Raw genomic sequence first — 15,950 nt, 5'->3', positions numbered from 1 at the left:
CGGTGCGATACCGGGTGGGGAAGCCGTTCTCAATCTGGTGGCGCGAATTGGCGGTGGGGCCAGGTCCGGCCATCGCCAAAGCCACTGTCCCCGGTTTTTTCAAGTCAGAGTTTCTTCTTGACGAAGTCGAGGAATTCCCGGTGAATCTCCCCGTTGGTCGCATGGCCTACTCCCGGGAAAGTATAAAACTCCACATTTGCCCCACTATCGAGATACACTTTCTGGCTATTTGACCAGCGGTCTGGTTGCATGAGTTTTCCCGTGGTGTTGTAGATGGTCTGCCTTTCAGCTTCGGAGTAGGCATCATCGTACGCAACCGCATCATTGGTGTCCTGTGCGCCCATAAAAAGAAACTGGGCAATGTTTTGCCAGCTATCCAGGTCAAAGTTGCTGCCGGTGATTGATTCGAAATCACTGATCCCAATAGGATAATTTAATGCATGTTTGTCGATGCACTTTATGGGCAGCATCAAAGTGCCATTTAAACCACCGGCCACAATCATCGCGATTTTTTCAGGGTGTAAAAAAGAAAACCGGTTGGCAAAGGTGCCGGATGCCGAAAATCCCGTAAGCAGGATTTTGTCTTCAACCGCTGCCGACTTTTCACGCAACCTGATTTTTGCGTCCTCTAGCATTGCGGCCAACTGGAGATCGAGCCTGTCGATAGCACTCGATCCTGCAGTCATGGTGTCCCTATCCAGCGCATGCGTATAAATGTGATCCTGGGTTTCCGGGCGTGGGAATACTGGCATCAGGATGGGAAAGGACAATTGCCTGGCCAGCCAGGGGCCAACGGCATTGCCGCCGATAGCGCCCTTGGCAGCCGCATAGTGAAAGGAGAAGTTGTCGGAGGGCTCACCGGTATTATTGGTCTCCACAATCAGGTAGGTTTTTTTATCGGGCTCCCAGGCGTCAGGCAGTTTAAGCAAATAGGGAAAATTGAATCCCTGTTCAGGACTGGCAGGTACTTCAATAATTATGTTTGCATAGCTGGCGCAGGCCAGAAGAGAGAATGCCAATATTGCTATTATTTTATGCATGCTTATCTCGCTTATATTTCTTTCGAATGGGTCGGCAAGGGAAATCCCGGCTTTTATATCTCTTGATCCGGGTATTTATTGCGCACTGAAAGTGAAGTGTTGAGATATTAGTCGAACCCTGCTGCAAATAGCCTTGTCTTTACCAGTTTTTACCCATCTTTACGCATTCTTGTTGAGCGGTGGCATAGCAATTGTCTTACCGCTTCGCGGGCAGGTTCAGCAGAGGTTCCCTAACAGGTTGTTGAAAAAGGCATCCTGCCTTTTCAACACACGAAAAGCGAAAAATGTGATTTTCACTTTTCTCCCAAAATCAACGACTTAAGTGTCGCCGATTTTGCCGGAACATCCATATTCCGGTACCAGGCGTCGAAATTCTTCGAATTTCAACAGCCTGCTAAGAGAAAGGATTGTTCCGAAACGGGATCGGAGTTTTGCCTCGCCTGCTTTCCGCGGGAGCGGTGCTCAGCTGCTCGACGCCCGATCCGCGAGGGTCTCGCAGCGGTTGTGAAGCCTGTTATCCGGGCTAGAGGGAAGGGCTTGGGTACTCATCCCGAATCGGTTGATTGCCTCGGCCGGCATCCAGTAGATGCTGTCGGCAGGCGCGGCTTCCAGGGTGTACCAGTAAAATTCCGATGCGATTCCCATCTCGTCATAGTAATCGAGGTAGAGCCTGTGCTGGGGATCGTCCCTGGGGACCTCATCGCCATTGACCAGGCCGCCAAAGAGGCCGGCTTCCGCCCAGCTGTGCACGCCGACACAGGCGCCGGGTTCGATCGAGCGCGTCTCACCGGCGAGAAAAAGATCAGTGCCGCCGGAGGCGATTATCCCGTCGGTGGGAACCAGGGTATGCAGGCCAGCACTGCGGACAAAGCGCGCCGTTTCCAGGTTTGCTTCGTCATCCACGGAACCGGGCACAAATTGAAGCACCAGTGTCTTGACCTGTGTATTTTCTCTGACGACCCTGCGCAACCGGTCCGGTGTGCTCCCATCGATCACACCCTGGGCGACCAGTCGATCCCCCTGAACCACGAACGAAAGCTTCTCATAATCGTCCAACAGGACACAGCCGGTGGTAGAAATCACCGCGACCAGCAGCAGGAGTTTCGTATGGAGGTTTTTCATGGCGATATCCGTGTTTGTGTAGTTTTACGGGCGCTTTATCGGTCTCCGCGCTTGTCGTTATAGGGAGGCTTTCACCATCCGGTTGCTGCCACCAGCTATTCCGCTTTTTGTATTTTGGGCTCCTGAAGGTACTTGTAGATCGTCGCCCGCCCCAGGCCGACAATCCGCGCAGCGTAGAGGATTGCACCGGGTGCCTTGAATGCGCCCTCGGCATCGAGATCCCGGACCAGCTGGCGCTTCTGCACCCGGTCGAGATTTGAAATTGCGGTTTTGTGGCGCGCCGTCCAGTTGGCGATAAACTGATTGATACGCTCGTGCCAGTCGTCGCGAAACAGCGCCTCAGGCTGATCCGTGAGCGCCACCGGCCCGGCAAGATTCTGCAGGGCCAGTACCGCTTCGGTAATCGGTGACAGGTCGAAATTGACACACATCAAACCAAAGGCCCGGCCTTTGTCATCGCGCAGTACATTAGTGACCGAGCGAATACGGCGACCATCCCAGTTGGTTTTCTCATAGGGTCCGATCACCCGGGAGTTTTCGTCGAAGTCGATGGTATTCAGCAAAGACGGATCGCCTTTGTTGCGTTTGGAGAATCCGCCGGCGATATGGACTATCCGCTCGCTCGCCAGGTCGTGGAGTACCACCTCCAGATTGGTGCCGAAAACAGCGCAAAGCCCCTCGGCGATCTCGATATAGGGTTTGAAGCCTTCCATCGCCCAGCACCCTCAGGAAAATTGCTCGATATGTTCTCCCAGCCGTTCCAGGCCGGCTTCCAGTTGTGCTTTGCGCTCGCCGATCCCGAGTCGCAGATAGCCGTCCAGGCCATAGACATCACCGGGTAACACCAGTACACCTTTTTCCTCACGCAGACTATGGGCCAAAGCGGTGGAACCGATATTGGCCCTATAGCTGACAAAGGCCATGCCACCGGCCTTGGGCGGAACAAAGGAAAAGCGGGGATGCTGGTGGATCCAATCGGTCAGCAAGGCTCGATTCTCCCGCAGGATGGTTTTGCTGCGTGAGAGGATGGCCTGTCGCCTTTTCGGTGCAAGTACCAGCTGGCCGATATACTCGCTCAGGGCGCTGGTGGTGATTGAGGTGTAATCCTTGTAGCGCCAGGTGTCATAGATCTCCGCCGCCGGTCCCACCAGCCAGCCGATTCGCAGGCCCGGCAGAGCCATGGCCTTGGAAAGGCCGGATGTCGCGATGCCTTTTTCATAGAGATCGGCGATGCTCATGGGTTCGTCACCGTCCAGTTCCGAACCCTTGTAAACCTCATCCCCATGCAGGTAGACATCGTGACGTCGCGCTATGTCGATCAACCCATCGAGCTGGTCCTGATTCAGCAGTGCCCCGGTCGGATTGTTGGGATGGCAGATGGTGATCAGCCTGGTCTTGTCCGTCACCAGGTCCTCGATCTGGTCGAGATCCAGTTTCCACCCATTCTCCGGGCGCAGTGCTGAGGTTTTCACATTGGCGCCGATTGCCATAGCCCAGCCGTGGATCTGCAGGTAATTGGGTGTGATCACGACAATCTCGTCGCCGGGATCGATAAGCGAGGAGACCAGCAGAAAATTTGCCTCGGCGGAGCCATTGGTCACTATGACTTCATCGCCTGTGCGGTCCCTGTAGAGGTCGGCGATGGCCTGCCGCAGTTCGACAGCGCCATTGGTCCAGCCGTAGCCGAGCTGGATTTCCTGCAGCCCGGCCAATTCCTCCCCCGTGAGCAATTCCTTGAGGGTATAGGGATGCACACCACTGTCGGAGAGGTTATAGGGCACAGTGTTTTCGTACAGGGACTGGATACGCTCAAGGGAAAACTCTTCAATCTGCATTTATATAACCCCGCGCTTGCCTGTTGATGAAGGGTTTGAGGATTGAAAGTCTAATATAGACAGCTTGTCTATACCAGCCTGTCAACTTCACCCAATGACTCACTGGCTGTTCCGAACATGGAACTTCAAGGTGCAAATCGATTGTCGCCCTTAAAGCCCGCTCAACTACGGGGAAGGGCTTGCGCCGGCGTTTGTGCGGTGGCTGCTCTCTATAGCCCCAATAATTAAACCCATTGAGTCGTCAATACAGTCCATATCCAGCGAGTCAGGGTTGTACTGCATAGCTAAAGCCACACCATGCAGATAGTCGGCCAAGTGGTTTCTAATTTGCTCAAGTTTTGGTTGGGTTAGGTTCAGGGGGGTTAATGCTGTGACTAAACGGTCGCTAAATAGCTCTGCTGGTCCATAGGAAGTCATAGACAAAAAGGTCTCCAATAAGCCTGGATGACTTCGCAATAGTTCGAGATAACTCCTACTAAGTCTCGCCATTTCACCCTTCCAGTCCCCATTGCCCGTCGGTTCATAGATTCCTTCCATCAATGAGGTTGTTACAGCCTCAAGAAGCGAGGCCTTGTTGGAAAAGTAGTGGTAAATAGCCATAGCATCGACACCGAGCCTGCTTGAAACCTGCCTGATACTGGGCACTTTGCCGTTTTCCTTCATAAGGTCACGGGCACAAACTACGATGCTCTCGGATGAAAGCTGGCTCTGTGAACGGCGGGGTCGGCCAGGGCCCTTTTCCTTGACAGGCATTCTTTACCTCTTATAATCACATCAAATTCTACAGTGTAGAAATAATACGCTTTGCGGACCCCAACCGCAAGGCCCTGCTATTGCTTTTGTTGAGAGGTTTGAGATGCCAAACATTGTGTACATTGCTACGAGCCTTGACGGCTATATAGCCGATAAGAGCGGGGGAGTTGATTGGCTACACAGCACTCCTAACCCGGATAACGACGACTGTGGATGGGCTCAATTCATAGCCGGGATTGATGGTCTGGTAATGGGGCGAATCACGTTTGAAGCGGTCTGTGGGTTCGATGTGGAATGGCCTTATTCCGTACCTGTCTTTGTATTGAGCAATTCCATGTCCTCTATTCCGGAAGGATATCGGGATAAAGCTGAAGTGGTCAGAGGGGCATTACCCGATGTGGTGAAGTCTCTTAACGAGAAGGGTCTCAACAATCTGTACATTGACGGAGGAAAAACCATTCAAAGCTTCCTCCAGGCTGATTTGATTGATGAAATGATCATCACACAAATTCCTATTCTGCTCGGTGGCGGTTTTCCCTTGTTTGGCGAATTAGCACATCCCATCGCTTTCGAGCATGTTGGTACCAAGGTTCATTTGAACGCTCTAGTGCAAAGCCACTATCGACGAAAACTATAATTAGCTAACAGTAGTCAGGCGAGCGAAACAACGAGGTCAATGTCCGCGTCCTTGTCAAATCCAAGTCTTTACAGCTGAGAAAGGGAAATTTCTGCAGCAGCCTGCGGGTAGCGATATACAGGGAAGATTGCTGTTCCGATAGGAAGTAAAACGGGGCTAAGGGGATCGGAGCCGGGTACAGCCGGTTTTCGCGCAAAAAAACACGAAGACTGATAAAACCTTAAAACGGGTTTGGAGGGCAAACGGAAGCGCTGCAGCAAAGGCCGACAGGAGCCGGCCTTTGCGCTTATGGGGAATTCGCCGGATTAGCGCACAAACTTGGCCAGCCGGGCGTCCACCGGCGTTTTGGCGAAGTGGTTGGTATAGTTGCTCATCACTTTTTGCGCCAGGCCCAGGATAATGTCCAGCAGGTTCTGCTGGGTATAGCCGGCGGCGTAAAAGCGCTCCAGTACCCGGTCCGGGACAACCCCGCGCTCCCGCACTATGGCCAGGGTGGTATCCCTCAGCACCTCCAGCTTTTCCGACGGTAGCGGAGTCTTGTCGACCAGCGCGTTGTTGATAGCGTCGTCCACCTTCATGGACTTGGCGATGGCACTGTGCGCCGGTACACAGTAGTGGCAATTATGTTCCACATTGATGGTCTGCCAGACTACCGTCATCTCGTCTGCATCAAATGAGCTGTCTAAAAAATGCTGGTGTAAATCCTGGTAGGCGGCCAGGGCCGAGGGCGACTCCGCCATTACGCCGTGCAGGCCCGGGATCAGGCCGAACCCCTGGATGGATTTCTGCAACAGGGGTTTGCTTTTCTCCGGGGCACTGTCGAGGTCGTGAATCTGAAACTCTTTCATTGTCGAATCTACCACTTTGCTGATTGGGTTTAATTGTTGAGCAATTGCTCAACATTGGTGCAGGCTACACAATCTTGAGCGATCGTTCAAGATCTTTTTAACATTGTCACGGAGGTTCCGGCAGGATAGAATTTGAGCGATCGCTCAAGCCGGAGGCAGCATGGCCAATACTGCGAAATTCGACCGCCAGGAGGTACTGGGCAAGGCAACCCGCCTCTTCTGGCGAAAGGGGTTCCACGCCACTTCAACCCGTGATATTCAGCAGGCGACAAGTCTGCGCCCGGGTAGCATTTATGCTGCTTTTGGCAGTAAATCAGGGCTTTTCAAAGAAGTTTTGGCCTTTTACGCACAAAATGGGGCTGAAACGCTCCGGCAATGCATTGAGGGAGAGAAGACGATACTGGGTGGCCTACAGGCATTTTTCCGCTACACGCTGCTCGGGGGAAACAAGGACGCCCCCAACGAGCTCTGCCTGTTGGTGAAATCCCTCTCTGAGCTGGACGAAGGGGAGCCGGAACTGCTGGGCGAGACCCGCAGCCTGCTGGTGGCCGTTGAGAATAGGTTTCGCAACTATCTGGAAGCTGCGGTCAGTGCCGGGGAGTTGCCGGCCACGACTGACATCTCCGCGCTCGCAAGGCAGTTACAGGTCAAACTGATCGGCCTGCGCAGCTATCTCCGCGCCAGCTCCGATCGCAAGGCTGTAGAGAGGATGATCGATAATCTGTTCGAAATGCCCCTGGTGCAGTCACATTGAACCCCGCCAACTCAGGCGAGTTTCGTCACCACATCCAGCATCCGGTTCGCGAAGCCCCATTCGTTGTCGAACCAGGTCAGAACTTTAACCAGCTTGCCGCCGGCAACGCGGGTCTGGCTGGCATCGACAATGCCGGAGCGGGGATCGTGATTGTAATCGCAGGAGGCGAGGGGTTCCTCGCTGTAGCCCAGCACACCGGAGAAGTCATTCTCTGCCGCCGACCGCAGGACATCGTTGACTTCCGCCTGGGTGACCGATTGATGTAACTGCACCGACAAATCGATGGCGGACACATTGACCGTGGGAACCCGCATGGCCTGGGCCTGAAAGCGGCCCGCCAGGTTGGGCAGTATACGCTCGATACCGCGCGCCAGTCCGGTGTCAACCGGGATTATGGAGGTCATTGCGGAACGGGTTTTGCGCAGGTCGGTGTGATGGTAGGCGTCGCTCACCGGCTGGTCATTCATGGCGGCGTGAATGGTGGTGATAACCCCGGCATCGATACCAAAAGCCCTGTCCAGCGCGGCAATGACCGGCACACTGCAGTTGGTGGTGCAGGAGGCAGCGGAAACGATGGTCTCGGCTCCGGTGAGCACATGGTCGTTGACGCCGTGGACAATGGTGGCGTCCACGTCGCGGCTGGCGGGCTGGGAAAACAGCACTTTCCTTGCCCCGGCTCGGAGGTGTAACCGGGCGCGCTCGGGCTCGACAAAGCTGCCGGTGCATTCGAGCACCACATCGACACCGGGGGTGGACCAGTCCAGGCCCTCCAGTTGCTCGCAGTGGGTAACCGCTATAGGGTCGCCGTTGACGATCAGGGTGTCCCGTTCAACCGCCACCTCCCCAGCGAAACGGCCGTGTACCGAGTCGTACTTGGTCAGGTGCGCTATGGTGGCGCAGTCCGCCAGTTCGTTGATGGCGACGATGCGCAGACGATCCCGAGCGCCGGATTCATACAGGGCGCGCAACACTGAGCGGCCGATACGGCCATAGCCATTGATGGCGAGTCTGATACTCATCGCAAACTAACCACTGTCAACCTAGGGAACCTCTGAGTAATCCATCCGATGACTTTTCACCGATTGAATCGTCGCCCTTAAAACCCTGCGCGAATGCGCCGGGTCACATGTCTTTGGATACTCTGCGCCGGCCTTTGCCCGGCATCCTGTGGTGCCGGGGATGGCGGGCGCAGGAGTTCCGGTGTGTGGGCCGCTATTTGAGCAGCGCTGCCACCGCCTGAGCCACTTTGTCGGCGCTGAAACCGAAGTGTTGCATCAGTTCGCCGCCGGGTGCGGATTCGCCGAAGCTGCTCATGCCGACGATATCACCGTCGAAACCCACAAACTTATACCAATAGTCCCGGTGTCCCGCCTCCACAGCGACGCGGCTGCGCACGGACGAGGGCAATACCGACTCGCGGTAGGCCTGGTCCTGATCCATAAAGGCTTCGGCGCAGGGCATGGACACCACGCGGATTTTCCGGTCCGCCAGCTGTTTCCTGGCGGCCATGGCCAGTTCCACCTCGGAGCCGGTGGCGATGATGATGGCGTCCGGCACGCCGTCGCAGTCCGCCAGCACATAGCCGCCCTTTTCGATCTGCAGCAGCTGCGCCTGATCGCGCTGCTGGGGCGCCAGGCCCTGGCGGCTGAAAACCAGCGCACTGGGACCTTCGCTGCGGGTGACGGCCATTTTCCACGCCACGGCGGATTCGGTGGCATCGCAGGGGCGCCAGGTATACAGGTTGGGCGTTGAACGCAGCGCGGTCAGCTGTTCCACTGGCTGGTGGGTGGGGCCGTCCTCGCCCAGGCCGATGGAGTCGTGGGTGTAGACAAAGATTACGCGCTGCTTCATCAGCGCCGCCATGCGCACGGCGTTGCGGGCATACTCCATAAACATCAGGAAGGTTGCGCCGTAGGGCACAAAGCCACCGTGCAGCGCTATGCCATTCATAATGGCGCTCATGCCGAACTCGCGCACCCCGTAGTAGACATAATTGCCGCTGGCGTCGGTGGGAGTCACGCCTTTGGAGCCGGACCAGATGGTGAGGTTGGAGCCGGCCAGATCGGCGGAGCCGCCGAGAAATTCCGGCAGTAATGGGCCAAAGGCGTTGAGGGTATTCTGGCTGGCCTTGCGGGAGGCGATTTTGTCCCCCCGCTCCTGGCACTCCCGGATGTAGGCGTCCGCCTCGGCGGGGAAACTGGCCGGCAGTTCTCCGCTGATACGGCGTTCGAATTCGGCTGCCAGCTGCGGGAAGGCCTCCTGGTAGTCGGCGAAGATATCGCGCCACTCGTCCTCCTGCGCCTCGCCTTTGCCGCGGGCGTCCCAGCCTGTGTACACGGACTCGGGAATTTCGAAGGGGGGGTGGGTCCAGTTGATGGTCTCGCGCACCAGGGCGATTTCGTCCTCTCCCAGCGGTGCACCGTGGCACTCCTCGCGGCCCTGCTTGTTGGGGGAGCCGAAGCCGATCACGGTTTTGCAGCAGATGAGGGTGGGCCTGCCGGTCTCCGCCCGGGCCTCCTCAATGGCCGCTTTGATGGCCGTGTGGTCGTGGCCGTCCACACCCGCGATCACGTGCCAGCCGTAAGACTGGAAGCGCCCGGGGGTGTCATCGGTGAACCAGCCCTCTACCTCGCCGTCGATGGAAATACCGTTGTCGTCGTAGAAGGCGATCAACTTGCCCAGCTTCAGGGTACCCGCCAGGGAGCAGGCCTCGTGGGAGATCCCCTCCATCAGGCAGCCGTCGCCGAGGAAGCAGTAGGTGTGGTGATCCACCAGCTCGTAACCCGGGCGATTGAACTGTGCCGCCAGCACCTTCTCCGCCAGCGCCATGCCCACCGCATTGGTGATGCCCTGGCCCAGGGGGCCGGTGGTGGTCTCCACTCCCGGGGCATATCCGTACTCCGGGTGGCCCGGGGTCTTGGAGTGCAACTGGCGGAAGTTTTGCAGTTCCTCCAGGGGCAGATCGTAACCGGACAGGTGCAGCAGGGAGTAGAGCAGCATGGACCCGTGGCCGTTGGACAGTACGAAGCGGTCGCGGTCGGCCCAGTCCGGGTTGGCCGGGTTGTGCTTCAGGTAGTCGTTCCACAGCACTTCGGCGATGTCCGCCATGCCCATGGGAGCGCCGGGATGGCCGCTGTTGGCCTTCTGCACGGCATCCATGGAGAGGGCGCGGACGGCATTGGCCAGTTCGGTGCGGGACGGTTTTGGCGGGGTCATAAGGCTCAACTCTCCGGGTATCAGTTTGGGTCCGGGACCCGCGACCGGCCGGCCGCGGCAGGGAAAATGGGGGCGTATTCTCCCGCAATCGGCGCCGGTGCGCAAAGGCGGGGAGCCAATTTGCCCGCACGCCCCGGCTGATTCCATGTCGCCGGGGAGCGGGAGGTCCGGATCTTCATCAAAAAATATTTATAAAGCTATATCAAAGTTCTTTGATATATAGGATTGCCGCTGTTAGACTCGCCGTCATGTCCCAGTCCCCCGGCCCCCTGAGTGCCGCCGACCCGGTCGTCGGCACCGAGATCCCGCAGCTGGCCGCGCGCCTCAAGGCGGCAGCGGACCCCCTGCGCCTGGAGGTTCTGCGCCTGCTCAGCCAGGACTCCTACAGCGTGTTGGAACTCTGCCGCATGCTCAACCTGCGCCAGCCGGCCTTGAGCCACCACCTCAAGGTGCTGTCCCAGGCGGGGCTGGTGAGCAAGCGCCGCGAGGGCAACAACCTCTTTTACCGCCGCAGCAGTGACAACGGCATTTTAGGTCCGCTGTTCACCGGCCTGGATCAACTGCCGCTGTCGGCGGCGCGGGCGGAGGCGGTGGCGGCAGTGGCGGCGGAGCGGGCCGAGGCGTCGCGGCGTTTTTTTGCCGACTACGGTAACCGTTTCCGCGCGCAGCAGGAGTTGATTGCCGGTTACGAAGTATATGGGCCCCAGGTAGCACAATTGCTGAGCCCCGCAACTACCGCTGTGGAAGTGGGGCCGGGTGAGGGGGAGTTCCTGGCCGAGCTGGCGCCGCGCTTCGAGCGAGTGATGGCGCTGGATCTCTCCAGCACCATGCTGGCGCGCGCGCGACAGTTCGCCGACGACCAGGCGCTGGGGAATATCGATTTCGTGCACGGCGATACCCGCAAAGTGGCGGCGCGCCCGCGCAGCGTCGACACCATAGTGATGAACATGGTGTTGCACCACACCCCGGCGCCGGCCGAGATCTTCCGCGACCTGGCGGTGGCGCTGAAACCCGGCGGGCAACTGCTGGTGGCGGAGCTGCAGGCGCACAAACAGGACTGGGCGCGCGATGCCTGTGGCGACCTCTGGCTGGGGTTCGCCCCGGAGCAGCTGCACGACTGGGCGGTGGAGGCCGGCCTCGCCAGCGGCCGCAGCGTCTACAACGCATTGCGCAACGGCTTTCAGATTCAGATTCGAGAATTTATAAAACCGCCGCAGGCGGTATCAATGGAGAACTTCGCATGAGCGAGTACAGACTGTTCACCTCGGAATCGGTATCCGAGGGACACCCGGACAAAATCGCCGACCAGATTTCCGACGCGGTGCTGGACGCCCTGCTGGCCCGGGACAAATATGCCCGTGTGGCCTGTGAGACACTGGTCAAAACGGGTATCGCGGTGATTGCCGGCGAGATCTCCACCTCCGCCTGGGTGGACCTGGAAGACCTGGTGCGCCGGGTGATCACGGATATTGGCTACACCTCCTCGGACGTGGGCTACGACGGCGACACCTGCGGTGTTATCAACGTGATCGGCAAGCAGTCCATGGATATCGCCCAGGGCGTGGACCGCGCCAAGCCGGAAGACCAGGGTGCCGGCGACCAGGGCCTGATGTTCGGCTATGCCACCGATGAAACCCCCACCTTTATGCCGGCGCCGATCTATTTTGCGCACCGTCTGGTGGAGCGCCAGGCGGAGGCGCGCAAGTCCGGCCTGCTGCCGTGGCTGCGCCCCGATGCCAAGAGCCAGATTACTTTCCGCTACGACGACCAGGGTAAACCCTGCGCTATCGACGCGGTGGTGCTGTCCACCCAGCATAACCCCGATGTCAGCCAGGCGGATCTGCGCGAGGCGGTACTGGAGCTGATCATTCACCACACGCTGCCGCCGGAGTGGCTGCACGCCGGGACCAAATATCATATCAACCCCACCGGCAAGTTCGTCATCGGCGGCCCGGTTGGCGACTGCGGCCTCACCGGGCGCAAGATCATCGTCGATACCTACGGAGGTTCGGCGCGTCACGGTGGGGGTGCCTTCTCCGGTAAGGACCCGTCCAAAGTGGATCGCTCTGCCGCCTATGCGGGTCGCTATGTGGCCAAAAATATTGTCGCGGCGGGACTGGCCAAGCGCTGTGAAATACAGGTGTCCTACGCCATCGGCGTAGCCGAGCCCACTTCCGTTGCCATCAACACCTTCGGCACCGGCCGGGTCGGCGAGGACCGGTTGATCGAGCTGGTGCGCGAGCACTTCGATCTGCGTCCCTACGCAATTTCCCGCGCGCTGGACCTGCTGCACCCCATGTACCAGCTCACCGCCGCTTACGGACATTTCGGTCGCGAGCCCTTCGAGCACACCTACCATTGGAGCGACGGCAATAGTGACAAGCGCAGCGAAACCTTTGTGGCGTTTCCGTGGGAAAAAACCGACAAGGCGCAGGTCCTGCGCGATCACGCTGGTATTTAATTTTATTCACATGCGCGGGCAGTGCCCGCGCGGACAAGAACAGACAAGGTTTGGTAATGAATCAGATGAGCACCGAATTCAAAGACTTTAAAGTTGCCGATATCGCCCTGGCCGACTGGGGGCGCCGGGAAATCGAGATCGCCGAAGGGGAAATGCCGGCACTGATGACACTGCGCGCCAAGTACGAGGCCGAGCAGCCCTTGCAGGGCGCGCGCATCATGGGCTGCATCCATATGACCATCCAGACCGCGGTACTGATCGAAACCCTGGTCGCGCTCGGCGCACAGGTCCGCTGGTCCTCGTGCAATATTTTCTCCACCCAGGACCATGCGGCGGCGGCCATCGCCGCGCGGGGTATTCCGGTCTTCGCCTGGAAAGGTGAAACCGAGGAGGAGTACACCTGGTGCCTGGAGCGCACCGTGGGTGCCGATGTGGCCGGCTGGCAGCCCAATATGATTCTCGACGACGGCGGCGACCTCACCGAACTGCTGCACCGCAGCTACCCGGAAATCCTGGATCACTGCCACGGTGTCAGCGAAGAGACCACCACCGGCGTGCACCGTTTGCAGGAAATGTTGCGCGAAGGCACCCTCAAGGTCCCGGCGATCAACGTCAACGACTCCGTGACCAAGAGTAAAAACGACAACAAGTACGGCTGTCGCCACAGCCTCAACGACGCCATCAAGCGGGGCACCGACCATTTGCTGTCCGGGAAAAAAGCCCTGGTGATCGGCTACGGCGATGTGGGCAAGGGTTCCGCCGCCTCCCTGCGCCAGGAAGGTATGATTGTGAAGGTGTCGGAAGTGGATCCCATCTGTGCCATGCAGGCGTGCATGGACGGCTTCGAGTTGGTGTCCCCCTACGTCGACGGAATCAATACCGGCGGCACCGACGGCATCAACAGGGAACTGCTGGCCAACACTGATTTGCTGGTGACCACTACCGGCAATACCAATGTATGTGATGCGCCGATGCTACAGGCGCTCAAAAGCGGTGCCGTGGTCTGCAACATCGGCCACTTCGATAACGAAATAGACACCGCCTATATGCGCGAGCACTGGCAGTGGCAGGAAGTAAAGCCGCAGGTGCACAAGATAGTGCGCAATGCCGCCACCAACGACCACCTGCTGTTGCTGTCCGAAGGCCGGCTGGTAAACCTGGGCAACGCCACCGGACACCCGAGCCGTATTATGGACGGCTCTTTTGCCAACCAGGTGCTGGCCCAGATCCATCTGTACCGGGAAAAATTCGCCAACCTGCCGGCGGACCAGAAAACCTCCGCTCTATACGTGAAGGTTTTGCCCAAAAAGCTGGACGAGGAAGTGGCCCGCTATATGGTCGAGGGTTTCGGTGGTGTGATTACCCGCATGACCGGGGCCCAGGCCGACTATATCGGCGTATCCGTGGACGGACCCTACAAGCCCGAGAGTTACAAATACTAATCCACCGCTGACGCCGCTCGTGTAGGGCGGCGGCGCAGCGGGGCACCGGAAAGACAGCACCATGACCGATACACCCAGAATCAGCTTCGAGTTTTTCCCGCCCAAAACCCCCGAGGGGCGGGAGAGGCTGTATCAAACCCGCGCGACCCTGCAAGCGTTCCAGCCGGCGTTTTTCTCCGTCACCTATGGCGCCGGAGGCACCACCCGCGAAACCACCGCGGATATCGTCACCAACCTGTGCCGCGATGGTATCTCCATCGCGCCGCACCTCTCCTTCGGTGGCGACAATGAGGAAACGGTGCTGGGTCTACTCAACCAATATCGGGATGCCGGGGTGGACCGTATCGTCGCCCTGCGCGGGGACATGCCTTCCGGTATGGGTGCGGTGGCACAACTGGTGTACGCCAACGAGCTGGTCGCCTTTATCCGCCGCCACACCGGCGAACATTTCCACCTGGAAGTGGCCGCCTACCCGGAGATTCATCCCGAAGCGGAGACTTATGACGCCAATATCCGCTACCTGAAAGGGAAGTTTGAAGCGGGTGCCGACAGCGCCCTGACCCAGTATTTTTACAACCCCGACGCCTACTTCTATTTCCTCGATCAGTGCGACAGCGCCGGCATCGAAGCGCCCATCTATCCGGGTATCATGCCGATCGTCAACTTTGCCAATCTCGCCCGCTTTTCACGCAATTGCGGCGCGGAGATTCCGCGCTGGCTGCGCCTGCGCATGGAGCATTTCAGCAACCCGGACGATGCCCGCAAACTGGGCCAGGAAGTGGTGACCGACCTGTGCGAAACCCTGTTGGAGGGCGGCGCGCCGGGCCTGCATTTTTACACCATGAACCAGGCGCAGCCCACCGCGGAGATACTGAGCGCGTTGAGCCTCGATTAAGGGGCTGCCGGCGGAGTGGCCCGGACAGTCGAAAACTGTTTATTCCGTAGTCCGAGCTACCGGAGCTTGGGTTTTAGGGGCTGCCGGTCGAAATTGAGCACGCGGATGACCAGGCGGCGGTTTAGCCGCTGCCCTTCCGGTGTGCTGTCGTCGGCGATGGGCAGGGAAGCGCCGAATCCCTGTGCCTCTATGCGTTCCGCGTCTATGCCCCGCTCGATCAGAAAGCGTCCCACCCAGTCGGCGCGCCACTGGGACAGTTTGAGATTTTTGTCCGCTTCCCCCTCGCTGTCGGTGTGGGCCTCAATGGCGATGCGCAGACTGGGGTAGTCGCGCATAATCACCAGTAGCGCCTCTAGATCCCGCAGCGTATCCATGCGCGGCGCAGAGCCGCCCGCCCTGAATCTGACCCCCAGGGTAAATTCCCCATCCTGCACCCCGGAGCCGTTTCTCAGGTAACGCACCAGAGCGTCGCCCAGTGGTGCGGCCCGGCGCGCCGCCTTCTCACCCGCGCTGTCTGCCACCTTTTCCCGCGGCGTCAGCGGGTATACATATTTTTTGTGGGGGTCGTAGCAGCCGCCCAGGAAGAGAGTCCCGGCCAGTATCAGGATCGCGAGCGGAACAAACCGCGTCATTGGTATGCTTCCGAGTCAGAGATATTTGTAGTGTAGTCAGGCCACGGTTTTTCCGCCCTTATAGCCGGGGCTGGCCAAGCTGTGTGGAATAAGCTGCCACTCATTTATTGATCGATTTTTTTGACGGCCGGAAGAATACCCCTAGCAGGTTGTTGAAAAAGGCATTCTGCCTGTTTCAAAACACGAAAAGTGAAAAATGTGATTTTCACTTTTCTCCCAAACTCAACGACTTAGGTGTCGTTTATTTTGCCGGAACATCCATATTCCGGTACCAGGCTGTCGAAATTCTGCGAATTTCAACAGCCTGCTAGGGCC

The 15,950-nt window shown here is 58.3% G+C and carries 15 protein-coding genes; 6 read left to right on the top strand and 9 right to left on the bottom strand.

The window, feature by feature from the left end:
- Positions 1 to 104: 104 nt before the first annotated feature.
- The 5 genes from ABVT36_RS15185 to ABVT36_RS15165 form a co-directional block, all read right to left on the bottom strand.
- Positions 105 to 1,040, bottom strand: coding sequence for a hypothetical protein (locus ABVT36_RS15185; RefSeq protein ID WP_368457296.1), 936 nt, complete (start codon positions 1,038 to 1,040; stop codon positions 105 to 107).
- A 462-nt stretch (positions 1,041 to 1,502) separates the two neighbouring features.
- Positions 1,503 to 2,162 carry a hypothetical protein gene (locus ABVT36_RS15180; RefSeq protein ID WP_368457294.1) on the bottom strand — a complete coding sequence of 220 codons (660 nt, stop codon included), beginning with the start codon at positions 2,160 to 2,162 and terminating at the stop codon, positions 1,503 to 1,505.
- Positions 2,163 to 2,257: 95 nt separating this feature from the next.
- Complete coding sequence (locus ABVT36_RS15175; RefSeq protein WP_368457292.1) at positions 2,258 to 2,875, bottom strand: transcriptional regulator; 618 nt, start codon at positions 2,873 to 2,875, stop codon at positions 2,258 to 2,260.
- A gap of 12 nt (positions 2,876 to 2,887) precedes the next feature.
- Positions 2,888 to 3,997, bottom strand: coding sequence for an aminotransferase class I/II-fold pyridoxal phosphate-dependent enzyme (locus ABVT36_RS15170; protein ID WP_368457290.1), 1,110 nt, complete (start codon positions 3,995 to 3,997; stop codon positions 2,888 to 2,890).
- 165 nt (positions 3,998 to 4,162) lie between these two features.
- Positions 4,163 to 4,660 carry a TetR/AcrR family transcriptional regulator gene (locus ABVT36_RS15165; RefSeq protein ID WP_368457289.1) on the bottom strand — a complete coding sequence of 166 codons (498 nt, stop codon included), beginning with the start codon at positions 4,658 to 4,660 and terminating at the stop codon, positions 4,163 to 4,165.
- 193 nt (positions 4,661 to 4,853) lie between these two features.
- Between ABVT36_RS15165 and ABVT36_RS15160 the strand changes: the two genes are divergently transcribed.
- The gene (locus ABVT36_RS15160; RefSeq protein WP_368457288.1) at positions 4,854 to 5,387 is read left to right on the top strand and encodes a dihydrofolate reductase family protein; all 534 of its coding nucleotides are present in this window, start codon (positions 4,854 to 4,856) and stop codon (positions 5,385 to 5,387) included.
- A 305-nt stretch (positions 5,388 to 5,692) separates the two neighbouring features.
- Here ABVT36_RS15160 and ABVT36_RS15155 read toward each other — a convergent pair whose 3' ends face one another.
- Entirely contained in the window at positions 5,693 to 6,235 is a 543-nt protein-coding gene (locus tag ABVT36_RS15155) for a carboxymuconolactone decarboxylase family protein (protein WP_368457286.1), read from the bottom strand.
- Positions 6,236 to 6,395: 160 nt separating this feature from the next.
- Between ABVT36_RS15155 and ABVT36_RS15150 the strand changes: the two genes are divergently transcribed.
- Entirely contained in the window at positions 6,396 to 6,989 is a 594-nt protein-coding gene (locus ABVT36_RS15150; protein WP_368457285.1) for a TetR/AcrR family transcriptional regulator, read from the top strand.
- Between the two features lie 11 nt (positions 6,990 to 7,000).
- On the opposite strand, the gene gap is transcribed toward ABVT36_RS15150, so the two are convergent.
- Entirely contained in the window at positions 7,001 to 8,008 is a 1,008-nt protein-coding gene (gene gap / locus ABVT36_RS15145) for a type I glyceraldehyde-3-phosphate dehydrogenase (RefSeq protein WP_367151528.1), read from the bottom strand.
- A gap of 193 nt (positions 8,009 to 8,201) precedes the next feature.
- Positions 8,202 to 10,205 carry a transketolase gene (gene tkt, locus ABVT36_RS15140; RefSeq protein ID WP_367151530.1) on the bottom strand — a complete coding sequence of 668 codons (2,004 nt, stop codon included), beginning with the start codon at positions 10,203 to 10,205 and terminating at the stop codon, positions 8,202 to 8,204.
- 248 nt (positions 10,206 to 10,453) lie between these two features.
- Between tkt and ABVT36_RS15135 the strand changes: the two genes are divergently transcribed.
- The 4 genes from ABVT36_RS15135 to metF all read left to right on the top strand — a co-directional run bounded on the left by ABVT36_RS15135 (position 10,454) and on the right by metF (position 15,003).
- Positions 10,454 to 11,449 (top strand): metalloregulator ArsR/SmtB family transcription factor, encoded by a 996-nt coding sequence (locus ABVT36_RS15135; protein ID WP_367151531.1) that lies wholly within the window; start codon positions 10,454 to 10,456, stop codon positions 11,447 to 11,449.
- Positions 11,446 to 12,666, top strand: coding sequence for a methionine adenosyltransferase (gene metK / locus ABVT36_RS15130; protein ID WP_367151533.1), 1,221 nt, complete (start codon positions 11,446 to 11,448; stop codon positions 12,664 to 12,666). Before ABVT36_RS15135 ends, metK begins: the two co-directional genes overlap by 4 nt.
- 56 nt (positions 12,667 to 12,722) lie before the next feature.
- Positions 12,723 to 14,108, top strand: coding sequence for an adenosylhomocysteinase (ahcY, locus tag ABVT36_RS15125; protein ID WP_367151535.1), 1,386 nt, complete (start codon positions 12,723 to 12,725; stop codon positions 14,106 to 14,108).
- Between the two features lie 61 nt (positions 14,109 to 14,169).
- Positions 14,170 to 15,003: a methylenetetrahydrofolate reductase [NAD(P)H] gene (gene metF / locus ABVT36_RS15120; RefSeq protein WP_367151536.1), complete on the top strand. Its 834-nt coding sequence runs from the start codon at positions 14,170 to 14,172 to the stop codon at positions 15,001 to 15,003.
- Positions 15,004 to 15,059: 56 nt separating this feature from the next.
- On the opposite strand, the gene ABVT36_RS15115 is transcribed toward metF, so the two are convergent.
- A complete protein-coding gene (locus ABVT36_RS15115) occupies positions 15,060 to 15,635 on the bottom strand; it encodes an OmpA family protein (RefSeq protein ID WP_368457284.1) in 576 nt (191 codons plus the stop codon).
- Between the last annotated feature and the right edge of the window lie 315 nt (positions 15,636 to 15,950).

Source organism: Microbulbifer sp. TYP-18 (assembly GCF_040932045.1).
GTDB lineage: Bacteria > Pseudomonadota > Gammaproteobacteria > Pseudomonadales > Cellvibrionaceae > Microbulbifer.
The sequence above is the reverse complement of the archived record's forward strand: the minus strand, read 5'-3'. Positions and strand labels throughout refer to the sequence as shown.

What these genes read in the sequence shown, in the direction of transcription:
- ABVT36_RS15170 (WP_368457290.1), bottom strand. Translation starts at nt 3,997, where the DNA reads ATGCAGATTGAAGAGTTTTCCCTTGAGCGTATCCAGTCCCTGTACGAA.
- ABVT36_RS15115 (WP_368457284.1), bottom strand. Translation starts at nt 15,635, where the DNA reads ATGACGCGGTTTGTTCCGCTCGCGATCCTGATACTGGCCGGGACTCTC.
- metK (WP_367151533.1), top strand. Translation starts at nt 11,446, where the DNA reads ATGAGCGAGTACAGACTGTTCACCTCGGAATCGGTATCCGAGGGACAC.
- gap (WP_367151528.1), bottom strand. Translation starts at nt 8,008, where the DNA reads ATGAGTATCAGACTCGCCATCAATGGCTATGGCCGTATCGGCCGCTCA.
- ABVT36_RS15165 (WP_368457289.1), bottom strand. Translation starts at nt 4,660, where the DNA reads ATGAAGGAAAACGGCAAAGTGCCCAGTATCAGGCAGGTTTCAAGCAGG.
- tkt (WP_367151530.1), bottom strand. Translation starts at nt 10,205, where the DNA reads ATGACCCCGCCAAAACCGTCCCGCACCGAACTGGCCAATGCCGTCCGC.
- metF (WP_367151536.1), top strand. Translation starts at nt 14,170, where the DNA reads ATGACCGATACACCCAGAATCAGCTTCGAGTTTTTCCCGCCCAAAACC.
- ABVT36_RS15155 (WP_368457286.1), bottom strand. Translation starts at nt 6,235, where the DNA reads ATGAAAGAGTTTCAGATTCACGACCTCGACAGTGCCCCGGAGAAAAGC.
- ABVT36_RS15160 (WP_368457288.1), top strand. Translation starts at nt 4,854, where the DNA reads ATGCCAAACATTGTGTACATTGCTACGAGCCTTGACGGCTATATAGCC.
- ABVT36_RS15185 (WP_368457296.1), bottom strand. Translation starts at nt 1,040, where the DNA reads ATGCATAAAATAATAGCAATATTGGCATTCTCTCTTCTGGCCTGCGCC.
- ahcY (WP_367151535.1), top strand. Translation starts at nt 12,723, where the DNA reads ATGAATCAGATGAGCACCGAATTCAAAGACTTTAAAGTTGCCGATATC.
- ABVT36_RS15180 (WP_368457294.1), bottom strand. Translation starts at nt 2,162, where the DNA reads ATGAAAAACCTCCATACGAAACTCCTGCTGCTGGTCGCGGTGATTTCT.
- ABVT36_RS15150 (WP_368457285.1), top strand. Translation starts at nt 6,396, where the DNA reads ATGGCCAATACTGCGAAATTCGACCGCCAGGAGGTACTGGGCAAGGCA.
- ABVT36_RS15175 (WP_368457292.1), bottom strand. Translation starts at nt 2,875, where the DNA reads ATGGAAGGCTTCAAACCCTATATCGAGATCGCCGAGGGGCTTTGCGCT.
- ABVT36_RS15135 (WP_367151531.1), top strand. Translation starts at nt 10,454, where the DNA reads ATGTCCCAGTCCCCCGGCCCCCTGAGTGCCGCCGACCCGGTCGTCGGC.